General features: G+C 39.6%; 16 protein-coding genes and 1 other RNA gene. 13 read left to right on the top strand and 4 right to left on the bottom strand.

Annotation, left to right across the window (positions count from 1 at the left end):
* Nucleotides 1-252: 252 nt before the first annotated feature.
* A complete protein-coding gene (rsmA, locus tag GKE48_RS03730) occupies nt 253-1,134 on the bottom strand; it encodes a 16S rRNA (adenine(1518)-N(6)/adenine(1519)-N(6))-dimethyltransferase RsmA (protein ID WP_242854962.1) in 882 nt (293 codons plus the stop codon).
* 138 nt (nt 1,135-1,272) lie between these two features.
* On the opposite strand from rsmA, the gene GKE48_RS03725 reads away from it, so the two are divergent.
* The gene (locus GKE48_RS03725; protein ID WP_154300460.1) at nt 1,273-2,301 is read left to right on the top strand and encodes a GGDEF domain-containing protein; all 1,029 of its coding nucleotides are present in this window, start codon (nt 1,273-1,275) and stop codon (nt 2,299-2,301) included.
* Nucleotides 2,302-2,381: 80 nt separating this feature from the next.
* Nucleotides 2,382-3,524 (top strand): DUF6128 domain-containing protein, encoded by a 1,143-nt coding sequence (locus tag GKE48_RS14990; protein ID WP_055216544.1) that lies wholly within the window; start codon nt 2,382-2,384, stop codon nt 3,522-3,524.
* On the opposite strand, the gene GKE48_RS03715 is transcribed toward GKE48_RS14990, so the two are convergent.
* Nucleotides 3,512-4,051, bottom strand: coding sequence for a GNAT family N-acetyltransferase (locus GKE48_RS03715; RefSeq protein ID WP_055216543.1), 540 nt, complete (start codon nt 4,049-4,051; stop codon nt 3,512-3,514). The genes GKE48_RS14990 and GKE48_RS03715 overlap by 13 nt on opposite strands.
* 2 nt (nt 4,052-4,053) lie before the next feature.
* Nucleotides 4,054-4,569 carry a tRNA adenosine(34) deaminase TadA gene (gene tadA, locus GKE48_RS03710; protein ID WP_278320281.1) on the bottom strand — a complete coding sequence of 172 codons (516 nt, stop codon included), beginning with the start codon at nt 4,567-4,569 and terminating at the stop codon, nt 4,054-4,056.
* A gap of 310 nt (nt 4,570-4,879) precedes the next feature.
* Between tadA and GKE48_RS03705 the strand changes: the two genes are divergently transcribed.
* The 11 genes from GKE48_RS03705 (at nt 4,880) to tkt (ending at nt 21,664) form a co-directional block, all read left to right on the top strand.
* Nucleotides 4,880-5,797, top strand: coding sequence for an ABC transporter ATP-binding protein (locus GKE48_RS03705; RefSeq protein ID WP_154300459.1), 918 nt, complete (start codon nt 4,880-4,882; stop codon nt 5,795-5,797).
* A 35-nt stretch (nt 5,798-5,832) separates the two neighbouring features.
* Nucleotides 5,833-6,387 carry a prolyl-tRNA synthetase associated domain-containing protein gene (locus GKE48_RS03700; protein ID WP_055216540.1) on the top strand — a complete coding sequence of 185 codons (555 nt, stop codon included), beginning with the start codon at nt 5,833-5,835 and terminating at the stop codon, nt 6,385-6,387.
* 586 nt (nt 6,388-6,973) lie between these two features.
* Nucleotides 6,974-7,236: signal recognition particle sRNA large type (gene ffs, locus GKE48_RS03695), an RNA gene on the top strand.
* 230 nt (nt 7,237-7,466) lie between these two features.
* Nucleotides 7,467-9,089, top strand: coding sequence for a DNA polymerase III subunit gamma/tau (gene dnaX, locus GKE48_RS03690; protein WP_055288042.1), 1,623 nt, complete (start codon nt 7,467-7,469; stop codon nt 9,087-9,089).
* Nucleotides 9,089-9,439 (top strand): YbaB/EbfC family nucleoid-associated protein, encoded by a 351-nt coding sequence (locus GKE48_RS03685; RefSeq protein WP_154300458.1) that lies wholly within the window; start codon nt 9,089-9,091, stop codon nt 9,437-9,439. The genes dnaX and GKE48_RS03685 overlap by 1 nt, the downstream gene beginning before the upstream one ends.
* On the top strand, nt 9,439-10,035 hold the full coding sequence (gene recR / locus GKE48_RS03680; RefSeq protein WP_012740231.1) for a recombination mediator RecR: 597 nt from the start codon (nt 9,439-9,441) through the stop codon (nt 10,033-10,035). The genes GKE48_RS03685 and recR overlap by 1 nt, the downstream gene beginning before the upstream one ends.
* 82 nt (nt 10,036-10,117) lie before the next feature.
* On the top strand, nt 10,118-11,647 hold the full coding sequence (locus tag GKE48_RS03675) for a hypothetical protein (protein ID WP_022098267.1): 1,530 nt from the start codon (nt 10,118-10,120) through the stop codon (nt 11,645-11,647).
* On the top strand, nt 11,637-12,353 hold the full coding sequence (locus GKE48_RS03670; RefSeq protein ID WP_012740229.1) for a DUF6063 family protein: 717 nt from the start codon (nt 11,637-11,639) through the stop codon (nt 12,351-12,353). Before GKE48_RS03675 ends, GKE48_RS03670 begins: the two co-directional genes overlap by 11 nt.
* Nucleotides 12,340-16,773: a hypothetical protein gene (locus GKE48_RS03665; RefSeq protein WP_154300457.1), complete on the top strand. Its 4,434-nt coding sequence runs from the start codon at nt 12,340-12,342 to the stop codon at nt 16,771-16,773. Before GKE48_RS03670 ends, GKE48_RS03665 begins: the two co-directional genes overlap by 14 nt.
* A gap of 135 nt (nt 16,774-16,908) precedes the next feature.
* Nucleotides 16,909-19,632: a hypothetical protein gene (locus GKE48_RS03660; RefSeq protein ID WP_154300456.1), complete on the top strand. Its 2,724-nt coding sequence runs from the start codon at nt 16,909-16,911 to the stop codon at nt 19,630-19,632.
* Between the two features lie 43 nt (nt 19,633-19,675).
* Nucleotides 19,676-21,664: a transketolase gene (gene tkt / locus GKE48_RS03655; RefSeq protein WP_154300455.1), complete on the top strand. Its 1,989-nt coding sequence runs from the start codon at nt 19,676-19,678 to the stop codon at nt 21,662-21,664.
* 130 nt (nt 21,665-21,794) lie between these two features.
* Here tkt and GKE48_RS15155 read toward each other — a convergent pair whose 3' ends face one another.
* The gene (locus GKE48_RS15155) at nt 21,795-22,016 is read right to left on the bottom strand and encodes a GHKL domain-containing protein (RefSeq protein ID WP_416388732.1); all 222 of its coding nucleotides are present in this window, start codon (nt 22,014-22,016) and stop codon (nt 21,795-21,797) included.
* Between the last annotated feature and the right edge of the window lie 31 nt (nt 22,017-22,047).

The raw sequence follows: 22,047 nt of genomic DNA, 5'->3' as shown, positions 1-22,047 counted from the left end.
GAGGACTTTGCCGGCAGGACAGCCCTTTTCTTGTGTAAACTGGGTGAAAACCTATAAATTATAATAAAACGGCTATTTAGTAGGTCTTTTAACGTGGTTTTTATCGTTAAAGTCATGAAAACACCTACTAAATAGCCGTTTTTTGTTGTTGTATAGGTCTTTAGTCTAGAAGTAACCTGATTTACGTGAATTTTGCTGCAAAAACACCTACTAAAGCAGTGAAAATGCGACTACTTATAGGTATCACGTTATTTAGCACAGCAGATTGCTTAATTGTGCAAACTGCTCAAGTGTAAGGGCTTCGCCGCGGATAGTAAGTGGAAGTCCCATAGTTTCCAGTGCGTTGGTAAGAGCTTCTTTAGTGATGCCGATGCCGGAATTGCCGACACTGTTAAGCATAGTCTTTCGGCGCTGGTTAAATGATGCTCTTATTATCCTGAACATAAGATGTTCATTCTTAACATCAACAGGTGGTGTCTTGAAGCGTTCAAGACGGATAACCGCTGAATCAACATTAGGACGAGGCATAAAGCAGCTTGCAGGTACGTTAAGCACAACCTTAGGCTTGGCGTAGAACTGTACAGCAAGTGAAAGTGCGCCATAATCTTTAGTTCCAGGACCACATTGCATGCGGTCAGCTACCTCTTTCTGAACCATGATAGTTATACTGTCTAATGGTACATGGCTCTCAAAAAGTCCCATAATAATAGGTGTTGTTATATAGTATGGAAGGTTGGCAACAACCTTGATTGGCCTGCCGTCATTCTTCTCATCTGCAAGCTTCTTGATATCAAGCTTTAAGATATCTTCATTGATTACTGTTACATTGTCATAATAAGAAAGTGTGTCCTCTGTAAGGATAGGAATAAGCTTCTTATCAATCTCAACGGCAACAACTTCTCTGGCATTCTCACACAGAATCTGTGTCATTGTTCCGATTCCAGGGCCGACTTCAACAACGAAATCGTCTTTCGTAACGCCTGCTTCACGGACGATTTTTTCAACAACATTTTCATCTATAAGAAAGTTCTGACCGAACTTTTTCTTGAAATCAAAACCATATCTGTTAAGCACGGCAATCGTGTTAGTTGGGTTGCCGAGGTGCATAACATTATTATATTTATTATCGCTCATATTGCCTCCAATCTATAAGAATAATGTTATGAAACTTAATAAAAAATGTCAAGCTGCAATAAAAATGTAGTGAAAAAGTAACTTCTGTATGATACTATAGTACTACTTACAATCGAGAACATATTATCAGGAGATATCATGAGCATTAATAAAAAAGAATTTAATCTGGAACAGGTTGTTAAACTATGCGTGGTTGTTAACATATCGTTGTTTTTATTTGTTGCATTTATGCTGACATTATTTGTATATTTTAATATAACACCAATGATTTATTACAGTGTAATAGCACTGATTGGTTATGTGTTATATTTTATGCTGTTAAAAAGGCAGAAAGTGTGTGCATATATGTGGTGTGTGTATGCAACAATTATAATTTATATGGCTATTGCAACAATATGTCTTGGGTATAAATGTGGATTTCATCTGTATAGCATGTCATTAATACCTATAATATTTTATTCACAATACATATCAACCAAGACCGATACAAAAGACCCGAATCCACTGGCTGTGTCGATAGCAATAGTTGCTGTAAGTATAATATCATCAGCAATAGCTATAATTAACGGACCATTGTATGAAATTAATAAAACAATTATATCTGTTATGCTTGCATGTAATGCAATAAGTGTATCAGCATTTTTAATATATTATACTAAGGTGATAGTCGATCTTGTTATTGAGTCTGAGAAGAAGCTTAATTCAATTGCCAACATTGATCTTCTGACAGACCTTTACAGCAGAAGATATATGATTAATTATCTTGAAGAATATGATGCGGACGATGAAGGCTGGCTTGCAATGGCAGATGTAGATGATTTCAAGAAAATAAATGATACATATGGACATAACTGTGGTGATTATGTGTTAAATTTCATTGCACAGAAGATGAAAAATATATGCAGTAACTGTGTGATTTCAAGGTGGGGCGGAGAAGAATTTCTTATACATAATGGAACACACGACAGCACACATGAAGTATTAGAAAAATTGAGGAGAGAAATAGAAAACTCTGAATGTATTTATAAACAGCAGAAGATAAATATATCACTAACAATAGGAGTGGCACAGAGAAATGCCGATGGTGATATAGAAGAATGGATAAAGCACGCAGATGACAGGCTTTATTACGGAAAAAATAACGGAAAGAATATGGTGGTAGATTAAGATAAAACCTCCCTGATGGAATATTTTCTTAATGCATAGCATAAGGTGCATAAGAGAGTTAATCATCAGGGAGGTTTATTGTGGATTATCAGCGTCTTGTTTCATACATATATTCATATCCGGAAGGAGTAAAGGGGAGAAATGTAGGATTTGCAAAGGCACTAGTTCATCAGGGGCAGTTCAAGTTAAACATCAGTTTAAGAGGTGTTAAAACAGACAGCCCGGAAATGTTTGGAATATATATGATGGTTACTGACGGTGGTTACAGGCTTATAAAGCTTGGGGAATGTCTTGTAAAAGTGGGACAGATGGAATACAGTGGCGTATTCAATCCTGATAATATCAATGAAACCGGTTATGGATTTAAGGATATATGCGGGCTTGCGGTTGCAAGGGAGGATGCAAGATATGACTGTATGATGTCTATGTGGAAGGATGAGGACGTAACACCTGACATGCTTGTGTTCTCAGGAATGGATGCAAAGAAGCAGGTTGAAGCCGGAATTGTTATAAAAGAGCGCATGCGGCAGAGTGATGAGGAAGAGAAACGACAGGAGACAGCAGAGTCTTCGGTGGTCAGACAAGAGATGGCTGGATACAATGCAGCAATGAAGGAACGGGGACAGTCAGAATCAGGCGGACAACAGCCGGTTCAGTCAGAATCTGCAATGTTGGCGGGAAAATCAGAAATGGTCCAGACGAAACAGATTGTGGTGGAAGAACAGCAGATAGTTCAGACAAAACAGGCAGAGGTGGCTGCCGAAAGTGTAACCATGCCGGAGAATATAAAGGCTGCCGGAGCAGCAGCTAAAATACCTGCGGAAACACAACATTTGCAGCAAAAAGCACATAGAGCCAATGCAACGCAGACGGATCCTTTTCAAAAGCTTTTTGTGCGGGCTGATTATATAGATGCATTTGACGATGATTACTTCTATGATTGTATAGAAGTGTCGCCAGAGAAGTTAAAGTGTCTTAACCAGAATGAAATTGACATCGCGGGAAACAGCTTCCTGCTACATGGTTATTATAATTTCAGGCACATTCTTTTTGGGAGAGTGCGCGATAACCTTGATAATACTAAATATTTCATTGGCGTTCCGGGAATGTACTGCAACCGTGAACGCTACATGGCTTCAATGTTTGGCTTTAATAATTTTAAAAAGAGTCACAGGAGTGACTATGCCAATCCATATTTTGGATACTGGTATCAGGAAATATAGACGAATCTTAAATGATCCTGCCATGAGCCGTTAAGCTTTACATAGGAGTAGGCGGTTCCCTCAGATATAAAGCCAAGAGATTTGACAAGATTAATAGAGGAGATGTTTTGAGGGTGAATGTAAGCTTCAATCCTGTGCATCTCCTTTTCGTGTGTAAGAATCTCAAGCATATGTTTAACCATAAGGCTTCCAAGTCCTAACTGGCGGTAATTCTTATCAATCTTATATCCTATGCGGCAAGAACGGTTAATGCTTGTAACACCAAAAAAAGATACAGAGCCGAGAATTTCACCTGGTAAGTCGTCAGAGAAAAGAAAAAATCTGCCGAATTCACCCTTTAGCAAAGCAGCATATTCAGCTTTAAGTGTGGCTGCAATATATTCTGTTGTATAGAAATTATCAGGCTTGGCAGCTTCGTATCTGTCGAATTCCTCACGGTTACGGCTGTAAAATTCAAGTACTTTTCCTGCAAATGTTTCATCAAGTACTTTAAGCGTCATGCCTTCAAAAGTGTATTCAAATTTCATAATTATTCTCCATCAGTAGTGACAGCAGTATTCTTTTTCTTGCTTTTACGCAGCTCCTTAAAAAATGTTGTGAGCATTTCTGAACATTCTTCTTCACATACACCTTTAGTAATCTCACACTGGTGATTGAATGTCGGAATCTGAAGGATATTAAGTATTGAACCGGCACATCCTGCTTTGGGATTCATGGAACCGATAACAACTCTTGGAATTCTTGCCTGAACAATAGCACCTGCACACATCTGACAAGGTTCAAGCGTAACATATAAAGTGCAGTTCTCAAGCCGCCAGTCGTTCATGTAGCGGCTGGCTTTCTTAATTGCAGTAATCTCGGCATGGCCGAGAGAGGTTTTATCAGTGTTACGGCGGTTGTAGCCTCTTCCTATAACCTTTCCTTCATACACAATCACACAGCCGATAGGCACTTCATTGAGTTTATAAGCCTTCTTAGCCTGTGTGATTGCCTGTTTCATATATCTGTAATCATCTTTTTCAAAAACCACCTGAGTATTCTCCACTAGATTATCCTCCACAAAATATTATAAAAATTTTAACTTTTTTGTGAAAATGCGTCAACTTATCTGGAACATTTTTCGTATTAATAATAAAAGGAGGGAACGTGCGCAGAATTATGATTGCACTGGCACAGATTAGTAGTATAATGATTATATCAGTAGGCAGTATCGGAGCTATCAAAAGTCTTATACTTCATGCATCGGTAGGATAATTCATGACTATGCGTTATGTGACAGAGTTAGTGGCTGAGCTTATTATTATGCTGGTTATGATGTAGTTCGGAAAATCATTAGGAAAGAGAAGGTACAGGGTATGAAATTAGAGGTAAGGAATTTAAAGAAAACTTATGGTACAGTTCAGGCACTGAAGGGGATTAATTATACATTTACACCAGGAGTATATGGTATTCTTGGTGCTAATGGAGCCGGCAAGAGTACTATGATTAATCTTATCACAGATAATGTATCGAGAGATAAGATGAATGGTGGAAGTATTCTTTTTGGCGAGGACAGTGCAGAGGAAGATATATTAAAGCTTGGCAAACAGTTCAGGGGTCTGGTTGGCTACATGCCGCAGCAGCAGGGATTTTATGAAGATTTTTCGCCTAAAGCATTTCTTAAATATATGGCAGAGATTAAGGGAGTTAAGAGGATTAAGACGACTGATGACAATGGCAATGAGGTTGTTAAGACTGTCAACCAGCAGATAGACGAGTTGCTAGAGGTAGTTAATCTTACTAAGGTTGCATATAAGAAAATTGGAGGATTTTCAGGAGGAATGAAGCAGAGAGTGCTACTTGCACAGGCACTTATTGGTAATCCTAAGATTCTTATACTTGATGAGCCGACAGCAGGACTTGACCCTAAAGAGAGAATCTCAATAAGAAACTATATTGCAGAGCTGTCTAAGGACAAGATAATTCTTTTTGCAACTCATGTTGTAAGTGATATTGAATGTATTGCTGATAAAGTACTTCTTCTAAAGAGCGGAGAAATAATTGCGACAGGAACACCTGTTGAGCTTATTGAAAGCATGGCTGGAAAAGTTGGTGAGATAACATGCACGCTTGATGAGGTCGGCGAGCTGCAGAAGGAATACAAGATTGGCAATATCAGACAGAGAAAGAACGGTCTTGCGTTAAGAGTTGTAGGTGATGAGCTGCCAGAAGAAGCAGTAAAAGTTGGAGATAATATTGACCTTGAGGATGTATATCTGTATTATTTTGAGTAGAATATTGGAATATCAGATTGTCAGGGAGAAATATCATGGAACTTATTAAAGGAAGACCTGCCGATGAAACAGGAAGACTAGAAAAAGAAATCAGAGTATATGATTTGTTGGATAAGCTTGGAATGGAATATTACAGAACAGACCATGAGCCTGCTACAACAATGGAAGTGTGTAATGACATAGATAAGATTCTGGACACACTTATATGTAAGAATCTTTTCTTATGTAACAGACAGAAGACGAATTTTTATATGCTTATGATGCCGGGTGACAAGCCATTTAAGACAAAGGATCTGAGTAAGCAGATTAATTCAGCGAGACTTTCATTTGCAGATGAATCATATATGGAGGAATTCCTTGATATAACACCGGGTTCAGTATCCATAATGGGACTTATGAATGATACGGATAACCATGTGCAGTTACTGATGGATAAGGAAGTGCTTGAGGGTGAATCTCTCGGATGTCATCCTTGCATTAATACATCAAGTCTTAAATTAAAGACTAAGGAAGTGATGGAGAAATTCCTTCCGGCTGTTCATCATGAGGCGGTGATAGTTGAGCTTCCTAGGTATGAAGAACAGGAATAATATGTTTGGAGTAATACGTTTAAGGTAATGGTTTAAGGCAGCTTCTGCGTGGATTGCGGAGGCTGTCTTTTTTGTGTGTGGAGATTGTTAATTTCGTGGGGGTTGATGGTTACAGCGTGTTGAAGAGGGAAAGACCTACGCAAGCTTCACAATATGCAGAATGGGTGGGTTGAAATTATGAGAAAAAGACGTGTTGGGAAGAGAAAAACCCACTAATCAAGCTAATACAGTGGAGGTAGTAGGTCTTTGGAGAGGTAAGAGTATCATTAAATAGAAGAAAGTTTGGAAAAAGACCTACGAAAAGGCAAGAATATAATGATTGAGTAGGTTAGCAAGAGGGGATGACAGTCTCACAGTGCTTGAAAAGACCTACGCAATAGCGAAGTTGATAGAGGATAGTAGGTTATGGCAAGTTTCTGGTGATATTCGGGAGTGGTAAGAAGTTGGTTTTGCCGCCTGTTCTGACAAGGATTGCTAAAGCCAGTCCTTAGGAAATGATTCTTAGGGACTGGCTTATTTAGCTGTCTTATTTTGTCAACGCTTCACACCTTGACAACAAGCATATATAACAAGTATAATTGAAATACCGTGCAGCCGGGGTAGTAGCGGCACCTTGAACCTGCAATCCGCTATAGCAGGGGTGATGTTCGGCAGAGGGCTGATATTTATGGAGCAGCCCGGTGTAAGTGGTGTTGACATTTGGGTCTTTCACGACGGAAATCCACGAACCATGTCAGGTCAGGAATGAAGCAGCATTAAGTGGGACCTTCCGGGTGTTGAAAGGGTGCCTGGATCGAGCTAACTGCATCGGTAACGTCTGTGGATATCAGTTCGAAGCCGGACGCACGGCTTTTGTTATTAAAATGTTACTCGTCGCAGCTAATTTAGGAATGTCAGGCAGATTCGTCATGCTTGCATGTAAGAAACTGTATGATATTCCTAAATTATCCTGCGAAGCAGGAACTTAACCGACATAAGTAAAACATAAGCTGCGAAGCAGCGGCAGACGCCGGAGGCGGATGGTTTTACGCATGAGGTTAAGGGCTGCGAAAGTAAAGACAGCGCAGAGGGAGGTAACCATGTCATATCAGGCTTTATACAGAAAATGGCGTCCGGACAATTTTAATGATGTCAAAGGACAGGATACAATAGTAACAACTCTGCGAAATCAGATTAATGCAGACAGAATAGGCCATGCATATCTGTTCTGCGGAACAAGAGGAACTGGTAAGACATCAGTTGCCAAGATATTTGCGAAGGCAGTTAATTGTGAGCATCCGGTTGATGGCAACCCTTGTGGGGAGTGTCCGACATGCAAGGCGATTGCGGCTGGAACAAGCATGAATGTAATAGAGATAGATGCGGCATCTAACAATGGTGTCGATAATATAAGACAGATAAGAGAAGAAGTACAGTACTCACCGACAGAAGGAAGATTCAAAGTCTATATAATTGATGAGGTTCATATGCTTTCAATAGGAGCGTTCAATGCATTGTTAAAGACATTGGAAGAACCTCCTGCATATGTAATATTTATACTGGCTACTACAGAAGTGGCAAAGATTCCTATTACAATCCTTTCAAGATGTCAGAGATATGACTTCCACAGGATAACAATAGAGACAATTGCCGCAAGACTGTCAGAACTTATGAAGGCGGAGGGGCTGAATGTAGAGGACAAGGCAATAAAATATGTTGCCAAAGCTGCAGATGGTTCTATGCGAGATGCGTTAAGTCTGTTAGACCAGTGTCTGGCATTCTATCTGGGAAAAGACCTTAAGTATGAAAATGTATTAGATGTACTTGGGGCAGTTGACACGGCGGTATTTAGTAAAATGCTTTCAACAATCCTGTCAGGAGATGTTGCCGTGTGCATGTCACTTATGGAAGATTTGATAATGCAGGGAAGAGACCTTTCACAGTTTGTTACAGATTTTATATGGTATCTTAGAAATCTGCTTCTTATTAAGACAACTAAAGATGCAGAAAGAATTGAAGATGTAATAGAAGTATCGGCAGATAATCTTGAAGACCTGAAGAAGGATGCACAGAATGTTGATATAGATACACTTATGTACTATATAAGAGTGTTGTCAGAATTATCGAATGACCTGAAGTTTTCTACACAGAAGAGAGTTAAAACAGAGATAACATTTATAAAGCTGATGCGTCCGGCAATGGATAACAGTCAGGATATCGGCGATGTTGTAAGCCGTGTGACAATGCTTGAAGGGCAGTTACAGAAAGTACTTGATGATATTAAAAGCGGCAGACTTGTAAATGCAGGTGCTGCGGGAGGCCAGGCAGCAGTACAGCAACAGACACCAAAGAAGCCTGTAGTTAAGCGTGTATATGACGCTGTTCCGGAAGATGTTAAGGCAATTGCGGCAGGCTGGAAGGATATCATTGCAACGATAGATGATCCGGTTAATCAGACATTTTTACAGGCTGCACATGTTACATTAGCAGAAGATGGAATTAGTCTTGAAATTATGGTAGAATCACTTAGTGCCTATAATTCACTCAGCAGACAGGAAGTTATGGAGAGCATAGAGAATGTAATTGAGGAGAGAACAGGAGTAAGGGTTTCAATTAAAGTGACTAAGCTTAACGATGATGAGGATTTCCACAGCAGATTCGTGGATCTTAAGGAACTCGTAGGCATAGATATAGAAGTAGATGATAAGGAGGAACTTATATAATGGCTAAAAGAGGTGGTTTTCCAGGAGGAATGCCTGGTAATATGAATAATCTGATGAAGCAGGCACAGAGAATGCAGCGTCAGATGGAGGAGCAGCAGGCAGAGCTTGAGAATAAGGAATTCAGTGCGACAGCAGGCGGCGGAGTAGTTGAGGTAACTGTTACAGGTAAGAGAGAAGTATCTAAGGTTAAGATTGACCCTGAAGCAGTTGATCCAGAGGATGTAGAGATGCTTGAGGATTTAATCGTAGCAGCTACTAATGAAGCTTTAAGAAAATGCGAAGAAGAGTCACAGGCACAGATGGCTAAGATTACTGGAGGACTTGGAGGATTAGGCGGAGGCTTATTCTAATGGACATCTACAGTGGTCATATTAACAGATTAATTGAAGAATTGTCGAGATTACCAGGGGTTGGGGCGAAGAGCGCCCAGCGCCTGGCATTTCACATTATAAACATGCCTGAGTCTGAGGTTAAGAGCCTTGCAGACACAATGATTGATGCAAAGCAGCATATTCACTACTGTAAGGAGTGTTTTACACTTACAGATGAAGAACTGTGTCCGATATGCCGCGACCAGAAAAGAGACCATAAGACAATTATGGTAGTTGAACATACAAGAGATATGGCGGCATATGAAAAGACAGGAAAGTACGAGGGCGTATATCATGTTCTTCATGGAGCAATAAGCCCGATGCTTGGAATCGGACCGGCTGATATCAGGTTAAAGGAGCTTATGGTAAGGCTTCAGGGAGATGTTGACGAGGTTATTATCGCAACTAATTCCAATCTGGAGGGTGAGACAACAGCAATGTACATAAGCAAAATGATAAAGCCAACAGGAATTAAGGTGACAAGAATTGCAAGCGGAGTTCCTGTCGGCGGCGATCTTGAATATATCGATGAGGTTACACTTTTAAGAGCGCTGGACGGAAGAACCGAGCTTTAAATTTGGTGAAGAACCAAGCTTTAAGCTTAATGCCCTGGCGCACCGGGCGTTAAGACAATATGTGTAAAATGCGTGCGCAGAAATGAAGAATACTATGGCAGAGAATATGACAGGTGATATCATATCGGATCACCGTGAACGAATGCTTAATCTGAAGAAATATTATCCTTTCTTCAGACTGATAGACACATCATTTTCTAATTTCAAGGATGGCAAATACGAAATCCTTGATATGGGCTATATAGTTATGGCGGTTCTCCGTTTCTTTATAGAGGAGAATAATTTTAAGGAAAAGGATGTTACATATCCCGAATATCTCGATTTCTTAAGGCTGATACTTAAGAGAGATTTCGGGCTTGATTTGAATGAACAGGACAGCAAGGAGATTGCTGATTATATATTTGACAAGATAAAGAATGATGGCAGGCCATTTGAATTCTCGTATTTTGACCCGGTGGACAGGAAAAAGAGAGTATCAAGAATGAAGATAATCGAGAGTTCGATAAGAGACAATACCGTGTGGTATTCGATAAGCCCTGATGCTATTGAATTCTATCTTGATACCAAGGAAATCAAGGACGAGAGCAGGATAAGCGTATCCCAGCTTCTTCTTGAAAAAATGATTAATTCACAGAACTTCCGTGGCGGAGTTGAAGTAGTTGAAAGAATCAACGAAGAGGTCAACCGTCTTAAGTTAAAGAAGAATGAAGTGCTGACAATTCTGTCGGGCGATGTATTTGCAGGAATAGAGGCTTATGAGGAATTCGTCAAGACAGGAATGAAATGGTTTGATGATGAAGAAAAGCTTTTTAAGAAGAACCGTGACCTTATTGCAAAATCAATCGAGAAGCTTAATGCATCGGGCAGCACAGGCGAAGGCTATTACAGGACGATGAACGAAATATACAGTCTTGAGACTCAGCTTAAGCAGGCAATGAACAGGCACAGCGAGCTGTTAAAGGATTGTACAGAAATGCAGAAGATGACCGATGACGCAGTAAGACGCGCCAAGCTTGGCAGATTAAGAAGCCATATGGATTTCACATCGGCACTTTCAGATATGATTAAGAGGGACAATGCAGATATATTAGTCACAATGTTAAGTCCGCTTCTAAAGCCGAACATAAGAAAGACATTTGACCTGATAAGCATTGATGATGCGCTTATGGTGAAGCCTCCAAGATATGAGGAGAAGGAACTTATAAGCAATGAAAGACCGGAAGATATCGAATTCGCAGATGAGATTGAAGAAAAGAGAATTAAGGATAATTACGTATTCCTTATGAAAAATCTCATTGTGTGTTTGAAAAAATCGGACATTATAACACTCGGTCAGTTTGCAGATGCAATGAAGAGGGCGTATGGTGAGCAGATTCTAAGAAATGCAGATTTCTTCTCTTTCTTTGTTAATCTGTGCCAGAAGGATGAGTACCAGCTTGGCGGTAATGCGGGAGAAGATACATTTCTTGATGCATACTTAGGGGAAGGCTTTAAAGATACGGAAAGCTTTACATTTGCAATAAGAAAAGGGCTTGGCGGGCAGGTTATATTGTCGGATAACTGTATGATGGCAGATGTTGAATTGGTACGAAAGGAAGCACATGGAGAATAGAAATCTAGATAAGGCGCTGGACATAGTTTCCAAGCTTATCACAGGGGAAAATGTGTCTGAGAGGGGCGAGAATGCAGCTCTTTATCAGGAATACAATAATAATGCAGAAGTGTATGACATCGTTCATATGTCACTTAAGAAACTTAATCTTAACATATATGAATATAACAATGGTCTGTATGTGAGTGCAGGTGATAATAACAGGGTGTTTGGATATTCCAACGAGGAATTAAGAAATGTACTTGGATTAAGAGTTAATAAAGAATTATATCTTGCGTATTTCATAATTTACAACATAATAACAGAGTTTTATTCAGATACAATGAGTTCAACTTATGCTGAGTTCATAAGACTTGAGGACATCATTAAAAATGTTGATAAGACAACAGGTGGTATTGTCGATAAGAGCGCAGGGCTTGTGCTTGATGAGGTTGAGGAGAACAGCTTTAAGCAGATAGCACTTACATGGGACGAGCTTCCGGTGACAACAGTAGAGGATCAGACAGGAGCGAGAGCAGCAAGAAATTCAAAGTCGGGTATGGTAAAGCTTGTGCTTAATTTCTGCGTTGCGCAGGAACTTTTAGTTGAGAGTCAGGACAGATATTATCCGACAGACAGATTCAGAAGTCTTATAGAGAATTATTTTGATGATTACAGAGGACGATTTGCCGAACTTATGAATGGAGGACGCGATGCCACAGATTAACAGAATCAGAGTTAATAATGTTAAATATAATTTCGGTACACAGGTGTACGACGATTTCGTGATGCGTTTCAACTGCCAGAATACTATATATGACCTTGCCAATGGAGGTGGTAAGAGTCTGCTTATGCTGCTTCTTATGCAGAATATGCTTCCTAACTGCACACTTGATGACAAGCAGCCTATTGAGAAGCTTTTCAGACAGGGAAGCGGTAATACATGTATTCATTCTTTGGTTGAGTGGAAGTTAGATCCATGTTATCAGAAGGATGGTTTCAGGTTCATGACAACTGGTTTCTGTGCAAGAAAGGGAAGAGGCACAGACGATGAGAATCAGGATGGACAGGAACAGACAGCTGCACCGACAGCAAGTGTTGAATACTTTAATTACTGCATATTCTACAGGGAATTTGGCGATAACGACATTAAGAATCTTCCACTTGTAAGTAATGGAGAGAGAATTACATATAACGGACTTAAGGCTTATCTTCGTGACATTGAGAAGGGAGGGTACAAATATGTTGTTAAGATATTTGACAGAAAAGGTGATTACCAGAGCTTCATAAGCAACTACGGAATATATGAGAGTGCATGGGAAATTGTGCGTGGAATTAACAAGACAGAGGGACATGTAAGAACATATTTCGAGTCAAATTATAAGACAAGCCGTAAGGTTGTTGAGGATCTGCTTATAGAAGAGATTATCCAGAAATCCTTCAATAACAAGCTGTCAGTTGACAATGACGAGGGCATGATGGCGCAGACTCTTATGGATATTAAGGACAAGTTAGTGGAGCTTTCAAAGAAACACTCACAGCTTGGAGCATATGACAGCCAGATTGCAGCTATCGACAGTTTTAAAGAATATCTGTCGACATATGAAGCATTTTACAACAGAAAAGAAGAAATAGAGAAGCAGCTATATGACCTGCTTCTTGTTGCTATGCGGGAAAGTGATAAGAAGGATAAGGAACTTAAGAGTCAGGATGACCTTATCACTAAGATGTATGATGAGCTTGCACACGAGAAGGAAGCTATAGCAGTTGCAGAGGTTATGTCTGAAAAGAATTCGATGGCAGGAGTTGAGAGCCTTGTTAATGAGACAAGAAAGGCACTTGAACTCAAGAACGCTGCAATTGAAGAGGCAAGAGGAAAGCTTTCTTTGATGGAGTCTGCGGGTGATTATAAAGATTATGCAGAATACGAGAAGTCTTATAAAGGACTTCAGATTGCGATAGATAACAGATTAAGAGAAGATACGGATATAACAGCAGAGTTAAAGATACTTGCTGCAGGTTACAGAAAATTCTATGAGACAGAGACCAGAAGACTTAAGGAAAAGCTTGATATAGCAGCTAACCGTGTTAAGGCTCTGGAAGTCAGATTATCAGAGTCTAAGGATAACCTTAGAAATGCTGACAAAGAGGCGGCAGGTCTTGGTAGTCTTTCTGATAATCTTGAGAATGAGATACAGGAATTACAGGCACAGCTTGGAGCATCTTTATCAGAGGCAGGAACTGTCGTATGTGAAAATGCGTCTGAAGAATATGATAAGTCATTCAGGGATAAAGAACTGTTAAAGAATGAAGAGACAAGAATGTCCGAAAAATTCAATGATGTGCAGCAGCAGTTAATGTCACTTAATGAGACAATATCTGCCAATAAAGCACTTATTGATATATTTACAGAGCAGTCAGAAAAGCTTGAAAAGGCTGATGAAGCTGGAAATGCTGATAACGAGCGCATGGGCAAAATCCGTGAAATATACAGTGCAGATAATGACGAGGCAATGCTTTCGGTTATTCTTGAGACTTACCAGAAGATGCGCAGTGAATATACAGAAGAGTGTAAGGCAGCCCAGGAACTTGATAGCTTTATTGACAATGCAAGAAAGGGAACATATATCTGTAAGAGTTCTGAAAGAGACAGGCTTAAGGAATACCTTGAGAGCCAGTATGGTTCAGATGTTGTTGAGGGTCATGAGTGGTTCGCAGCCCTGAATGCAGGACAGAAAAGAGATGTATTAAAGAGAACACCTTTCGTTGAGTACGCATTTATAATAAAGAACGATTTCGAGAGAATCAAAGCAGATGAGATGCTTAAGGATTTTGGCAAGGGTGCGGCTGCTTATCCTGTTATAAGCGAGCAGGTGCTTATTGATACTAAGTTAGAGATTAACAAAGATCTGATTGTATTCGCATTAAAGGATATGTCGTTCCTGCGTGATGAGGCAAAGCTTGAGACACAGATTAAGCTTGCACAGGAGGAGCTTGAGTCGCATAAGGCGCAGGCAGGAAAGCTGGCCGACAGAATGGAGCTTGTGTGGAATGATTATACATTTGCACTTGTATATAATGCTGCGTCTGGAAAGGTGGATGCGTCCGAGGCAGAAGCAATCAGATTAAAGATTGCTGACAGCGAGGCTGCAATTATTGAGGCTGAGAAGAAGAGAAGTGTGTTAAATGAGGTTAAAGAGCAGCTTTCAAGGAACCTCGCACAGACAAGAGATGATATAGAAGAGAAGGAAACAGCATGCAGCCTGCTCTCGCGTATTATGGAGATGAATACTTCTATAGATAAAAAGTATGAGCGCTTAAAGGGACTGAAGGCTGATGTGGACAGTGCAAGAAACCGCATATATGAGTGCGAGGAGGCAGCAGCTTCTGCTAATTCTGAGTATGATACCGCGAGAGATTTCGAGGACAGTACAAGAAAGGCATATGATGAAATCATTAAGTCATGGGAGGAGCAGTACGCACCTTATTATGATGAAAATGTTTCAATAGAAATCGATGACGATACATACCGTCTTGATAAGGATGAAATAGAGAGCAGATTCACCGGATTAAAGACAGCACTTTCACAGAAGAACAGTGACTTTGCAGATAAGCAGGCGCTGATGAACCATCTGTCTGCATCTATGAACAAATGTCGTGATGCAATAGAGTACAGAGGTTATACATTTGACGATATTAAGGCAAAGTATGAAGTCGGTGAGATTATGGCAGCAGGTTCACAGCAGTTAAGGAATGCCAAGGATGCTCTTAATAATCTTGTGAAGAGCAGTGATTCTGTAAGGGAAGAGCTTGAGTCACAGGAAGCACTTCTTAATAGACTTGAGGGAAGTATCGCACATGGTATTAACCAGATTGAGAATAATTATGGAAGCTTTAATGAATTCCCATGCGATGACCCGGATGAATTCATTACACAGCACAAGGTACTTATTAAGAAGTTAGAGGATAACACCAAGGTTCAGGAAAAGACACGCAGACAGATGTCTGATTCATTAAAAGACATTCTTGTATGCAGAAAAGACCTTGAAAGAATCGTGTCTGATGCGGGCATGCATGTTCCAGAAGAATTCCGTCCTGAGGATGCACAAGGAATTACAGCTAATCTTACAGAATATGAGGCTGTTCATAAAGAATATGCTTCAATTACCAGATTAGAGTATAAGAAGGTTGATGAATTTAATAAGAATAAATCTAAGCTTATTGACCTGCTTAACGGATTTAATGCAGTCGAGCTTGCTGATGAAGTAAGGATATCACTTAATGTTCCTGAAAATGTGGCTAAGACAAGAAGTATGATTGAATCGTTAAATGAGACGAACACATTTATACAGTTAGAAAAAGACCGCATTGCCAAGGGTATAGAGGATATGCAGATGATTAAGGATAACTTTGAAAATCGTTGTATCCAGACATGCAGTAATATTAAGACTGAGCTTGACCGTCTGCCACAGTTGTCTAATATCAATCTTGACGGAGAACAGATTGCAATAATCAGTTTGCAGATTCCTTATATAAAGGAAGAATTATATAAGGAAAAGATGTCTGAATATATTGATGAAACTGTTTTTATGGCGGAAAGTTTTAAAGAGCCTGCGGAAAGACTCAAGTATATAAGAAACAGACTGTCATGGAAGAGACTTTTCTCAGTTATTGTCACAGATATGAATTCAATCAGAATTAATCTGTATAAGAGAGAGAGAATCAAGGACCAGAGCCGTTATTTAAGATATGAGGAAGCGGTTGGCTCAACAGGACAGTCACAGGGTATATATATCCAGTTCCTTATTGCGATTATCAACTACATATCTAATATGAATTCTTCAGGTAATGAAGGTGTTGAGGGTAAGACAATATTCATAGATAACCCATTCGGTGCGGCAAAGGATATATACATATGGGAGCCAATATTCAAGCTGCTTGCAACTAATCATGTCCAGCTTATTGTTCCGGCAAGAGGTGCAACTCCTGCTATTACAGGAAGATTCGATGTTAATTACATACTTGGTCAGAAGCTTGTTGATTCAAGGCAGCAGACTGTGGTTGTTGATTATTACAGCAGCACGAAGGAATCAGAATTGGAATACACGAGAATGGATTACGAACAGGCTACATTTGATTTTTTGTAACATATTTGTAACAATTCTGTGAACTTGGTTTACAATGAACTTAGGCTGTGCTAAACTTTAATGAGTTGTAAAATGCGATAAATAAATTATTCACAACATTCATCAAGTAAGCATTGGAATGAGGAATATATAATCATGAATAAATACGAATTAGGAATTAAGATAGACCAGATTAAGAAGCTGGCAGCGAAAAAGGAATACACAGAAGCGGCAGCCATAGCTAAGGATATTAACTGGACTAAGGTTAAAGACTGGCAGGCACTTGCCACAGCCATTAATGTGCAGGAAGCAGTCGGGGACTATGAAGAAGCAAGAGACATGGCAATTCTTGCTTATAACAGAAACCTTGGCGGAAGAAAGCTGGTTTATAAGCTTACTGAATTCTTTATTAAAGTTGGAGATTTTGATAATGCTAACGAGCTTTATGAAGAATACAGCAAATCTTCACAGCATGATGTGAGCAGATTCATCCTGTATTATGACCTTAGAAAGGCACAGAATGCATCAGATAATGAACTTGTAGGAATCTTAGAGGATTACAGGGATCATGAGATTGATGAGAAGTATATGTATGAGCTTGCAAAGCTGTATTATAAGACTGGAAGAAAAGAAGAATGTATTAAGACATGTGATAATATCGTTCTGTGGTTTCAGGATGGTATATACGTTGAGAAAGCAGTACAGTTAAAGGAAAAGCTTGGTGTTGTTCTTACTAAGACACAGAAAGGTATCTTAGAAGATGTAAGAAAAAGAAAGGAAGATATAGAGGCAACTAAGGAAGAGCTTTTTGCAAAGCAGAAGGAACTTGCTAATCTTAAGAGAGATGAAGTTGAAGATGTTTTCCGTGAAGAAGATGAGAAAGAACAGAAATCAACTGGTAAACAGCCAGTGCCAGAGGTAAGTCTGAATGTTCCTGAGTTTGCTAAGGAACAGGAGGAAGGACCTCTTTCAATAGACCTTGTACAGAACGACCAGAATGATGATATCAAAGCATTTTTAATGAAAGCTCTGAATAAGGATGAAGATGCAGATAATACTAAGGACAGCTCTGTTGTTATGTCTAAGATAGAGACTCCTCAGGTGGAGAAGCCAGAGGTTTCTGAGACACTTAGCAAAGATGGAGAGAAGAATTTCTCAAGCGAGATTAATAAGGCAAATGTCTCACTTAAGGAGCTTATTGAGAATGCAAAGCAGAAATTAGCTGATAATTATGAGCAGATCAATAAAGAAGACGAAGCTGAACAGAGAAAAGAAGCTGAGGAAAGAATCAATAAGGAAGCAGAGAATATAGATATTAATGTTCCTGTACCTGAATATAACAATTTATATGATACAAGAAATCTTCAGGAAGAGCTTGCTGCCAAGATGAGTGACTTGTTCGGTGATGAGGAAGAAGATGCTGATGTTAAGACATTTGTACCAGCTTCTAAGAATAAGGAAGAACAGCCTGCAAAGGAGGTTAAGACTCCGGCTCCTGTAACTGAACAGGTTGTTAATGATGATGCAGAAGTTCAGGAGGATGATGACCAGATTGAAGGCCAGATGGATATAACAGAGTGGATGCAGTCTGTAAGAGAAGAAAAGTATGGCAAGCAGGATACTAAGGAATTCTCCAAGTCAGAGCTTGAGCGTTATCTTGATGAGAAAGACGAGAAAAGTGCAGCTTATGAAAAGCTTGTAGAGCAGAAGAAAGCAGAAGCACTGGCTGATGGTAAGGAGATTGATAAGGAAGAAGCAAAGAGAGCAGCTCTTGCACAGATGGCAGTTGATTCAGCGAGAATGGATCTTGCAATAAGAACAGGTAAGGCTGCAGCGAGACTAGAGCAGGCAGCAACTGCTATAGAGAATGAAGATATTCCTTTAGTTACAGCACAGATACCAACTGTGTCAGAATCAATGATTTCAGATATCAATTCAATTATGAATGAAGATATTGATAATAAAGACAATAAAGAAGAAGGTGAGGAGGCTGTTGTACTAGATGAGGTAGCTGCAGGTGTTGAGCCGGAAGAAACAGTAATTCCATTCACCAGACAAGAAGAAGAACAGCCATTGACTATGGAAGAAGAGATTGAAGAAACTGAGCAGATAGAGAAGAAGCTTACAGGAGAGCTGGCAAAGATATTCAGAAAGTACAGAGATATGCCAGGACTTGAGGAACAGTTAGCTGATCTTTTCGATACAATTGACGATGAAATGCAGATGAATTCATCAGCATCAGGAAATATTCTTATTTCTGGTAATTCAAGTTCTGATAAGACAGACCTTGCAAGAACTATAATTAGAGCTATTAATACTTTATATCCAGACCAGCCAAAGAAGATTGCTAAGACATCAGGAGAGAGTATTAACCAGAGAGGTATTGCCAAGGCAATGGGAAGACTTAAGGGAACAGCTCTTATCGTTGAAGGCGCAGGAACAATCCAGCCTAAGAGAATTAATGAACTGCTTAACTGTCTTGAACAGGATACAGGAAGAATGATTGTCATATTTGAAGATTCAGATACAGACATGAACGTTCTTATCAACTTTAATCCTGAGCTTACCAAGACATTCAATCACAGAATTGTTCTTAAGCAGTACACTGTTAATGAGCTTGTTGAGATGGCGAAGAGATTCGCAAGAAAGAGACAGTATGAGGTTGATGATGATGCATTACTGGAACTGTATCTTAAGATTGACAAACTTCATAACGTGAATGATAATATTAAACTTGATGATATCAAGGAAATTATCAATCAGGCAATTGTCAACTCTGAAAGAAGAGCATCAAGAAGATTCTTTGGTGGACTTAAGAAGAAGAGAAGCGAGAATGGTGATGTTATATTCTTGACAGAGGCAGATTTTAAAGACAGATAACTTATAATATTATGCACAGATGTGCTTACACAGGGAGGAAAATATGACTAACATCGATGAAATGTCAATTAATGCAATCAGGGTATTGTCAGCAGATGCAATCCAGAAGGCTAATTCAGGACATCCTGGACTTCCACTTGGAACTGCACCAACAGCTTATGAATTATGGACTAACCATATGAATTACAACCCGGCTGATCCAGAATGGGAGAACAGAGACAGATTCGTTCTTTCTGGCGGACATGGTTCAATGCTTCTTTATTCATTGTTCCATTTACTTGGAATTGGCAATCTTTCTTTAGATGATGTGAAGAATTTCAGACAGATGGGTTCTAAGACACCTGGACATCCAGAGTATGGTCATACAGTTGGTGTTGAAGCAACAACAGGACCTCTTGGACAGGGTATGGCTATGGCAGTAGGTATGGCTATGGCAGAAGCACATCTTGCATCTGTATTTAATAAGGAAGGATACAATGTAGTTGACCATTACACATATGTACTTGGTGGAGACGGCTGTATGATGGAAGGTATTTCATCAGAGTGTTTCTCACTTGCAGGAACATTAGGTCTTTCAAAGCTTATTGTATTCTACGATTCTAACAATATATCAATTGAGGGAAGCACAGATATTGCATTTACTGAAAATGTAATGAAGAGATTCGAAGCATTTGGCTTCCAGACAATCGAGGTTGCTGATGGCAATGATATCGAAGCAATCGGAAAGGCTATTGAGGAGGCTAAGGCTGATAAGGAAAGACCTTCACTTATCAAGGTTAATACACTTATCGGATACGGCTGTCCTGCAAAGCAGGGTAAGGCAAGCGCACACGGTGAGCCTCTTGGTATTGATAATGTTGCAGCACTTAAGGAAAACCTTAACTGGCCATGCAAGGGTGATTTCGAAGTACCACAGGAAGTATATGATCATTATAAAGAGATAGCAGCAAGAATGGCTGAGCCGGAAGAAGAATGGAATAAGCTTTTTGCAGAGTATTGTGAGAAGTTCCCTGAGATGAAGGAACTCTGGGATAAGTACTACAATGGATGTGATATGTCCGATTTGTTCAATTCTGAGAAATACCTTGCAAAGCCTGAGAAGGCAGAAGCAACAAGAAGTTCAAGTGGAACAATTCTTAATATGATTAAGAATGTAATGCCTAACCTTATCGGTGGTTCAGCAGATTTAGCACCATCTAATAAGACTAATATGAAGGATGCAGGTGATTTCTCTAAAGAGAATTATGCAGGAACTAACCTTCATTTTGGTGTAAGAGAGCAGGCTATGGCAGCAATTGGTAATGGACTTGCACTTCACGGTGGATTAAGACCATTCGTTGCAACATTCTTCGTATTCAGTGATTACACAAAGCCAATGGCAAGACTTACATCACTTATGAAGCTGCCACTTATATATGTATTCACACATGACAGTATCGGAGTTGGTGAGGACGGACCTACACATGAGCCAATTGAGCAGCTTGCAGCATTCCGCTCAATGCCTAACTTCACAGTATTCAGACCATGTGACAGAACAGAGACAGCACTTGCATGGGAATATGCTATTGAATCTAAGGATGAGCCAACAGCATTAGTTCTTACAAGACAGAATCTTCCACAGATGGCAGGTTCATCTAAGGAAGCACTTAAGGGTGCATATATTCTTGAGAATTCTGATAAAGAGACTCCAGATGGAATTATTATTGCAAGTGGTTCTGAAGTAAACCTTGCTGTATCAGCAAAGGCAGAGCTTAAGAATGCAGGAATAGATGTAAGAGTAGTAAGTATGCCATCTATGGACGTATTCGAGAAGCAGTCAGAGGAATACAAGGAATCAGTCCTTCCTAAGAGTGTAAGAAAGAGAGTTGCAGTTGAGGCACTTTCAGACTTCGGCTGGTACAGATATGTAGGACTTGATGGAAAGGTTATCTGCATGAAGGGCTTCGGAGCTTCAGGTCCGGCTAACCAGTTATTCGAGCATTTCGGATTCACAGTAGAGAATGTAGTTAATACTGTTAAGAGTCTTTTCTAAGAAGATATAACAATATAAGAAGAATTAATATAATAAAAACAGGGATTTCGGTTATTAAATGTAACTGGAATCCCTGTTTTTTTATATTGTCAAGTGCAGAATGTGCCATATATTACCGAATGTGCCAAAACTACCCGATATTAATGTGACGTATATTACCGAATATGCCATATATTGCAGAATATGCCAAAACTATTGCATGATGCCAGGGTGCTGTATTAAAATAATTGTCTTTCTCATCGTACGAATATTTCATAATTCCATCGTAACTGTCAACAATTCTTTTAATGCTTCGTGTTCCAAGACCATGATTAATAGTGTCTGGTTTGGTTGTGTACGCTTGACATGATATCTATAGTTAATTAAACTAACTATAGATGTCA

This window comes from Lachnospira eligens, assembly GCF_009680455.1.
Classification (GTDB): Bacteria; Bacillota; Clostridia; order Lachnospirales; family Lachnospiraceae; genus Lachnospira; species Lachnospira eligens_A.
This window is presented reverse-complemented; position numbering and strand designations above follow the sequence as displayed.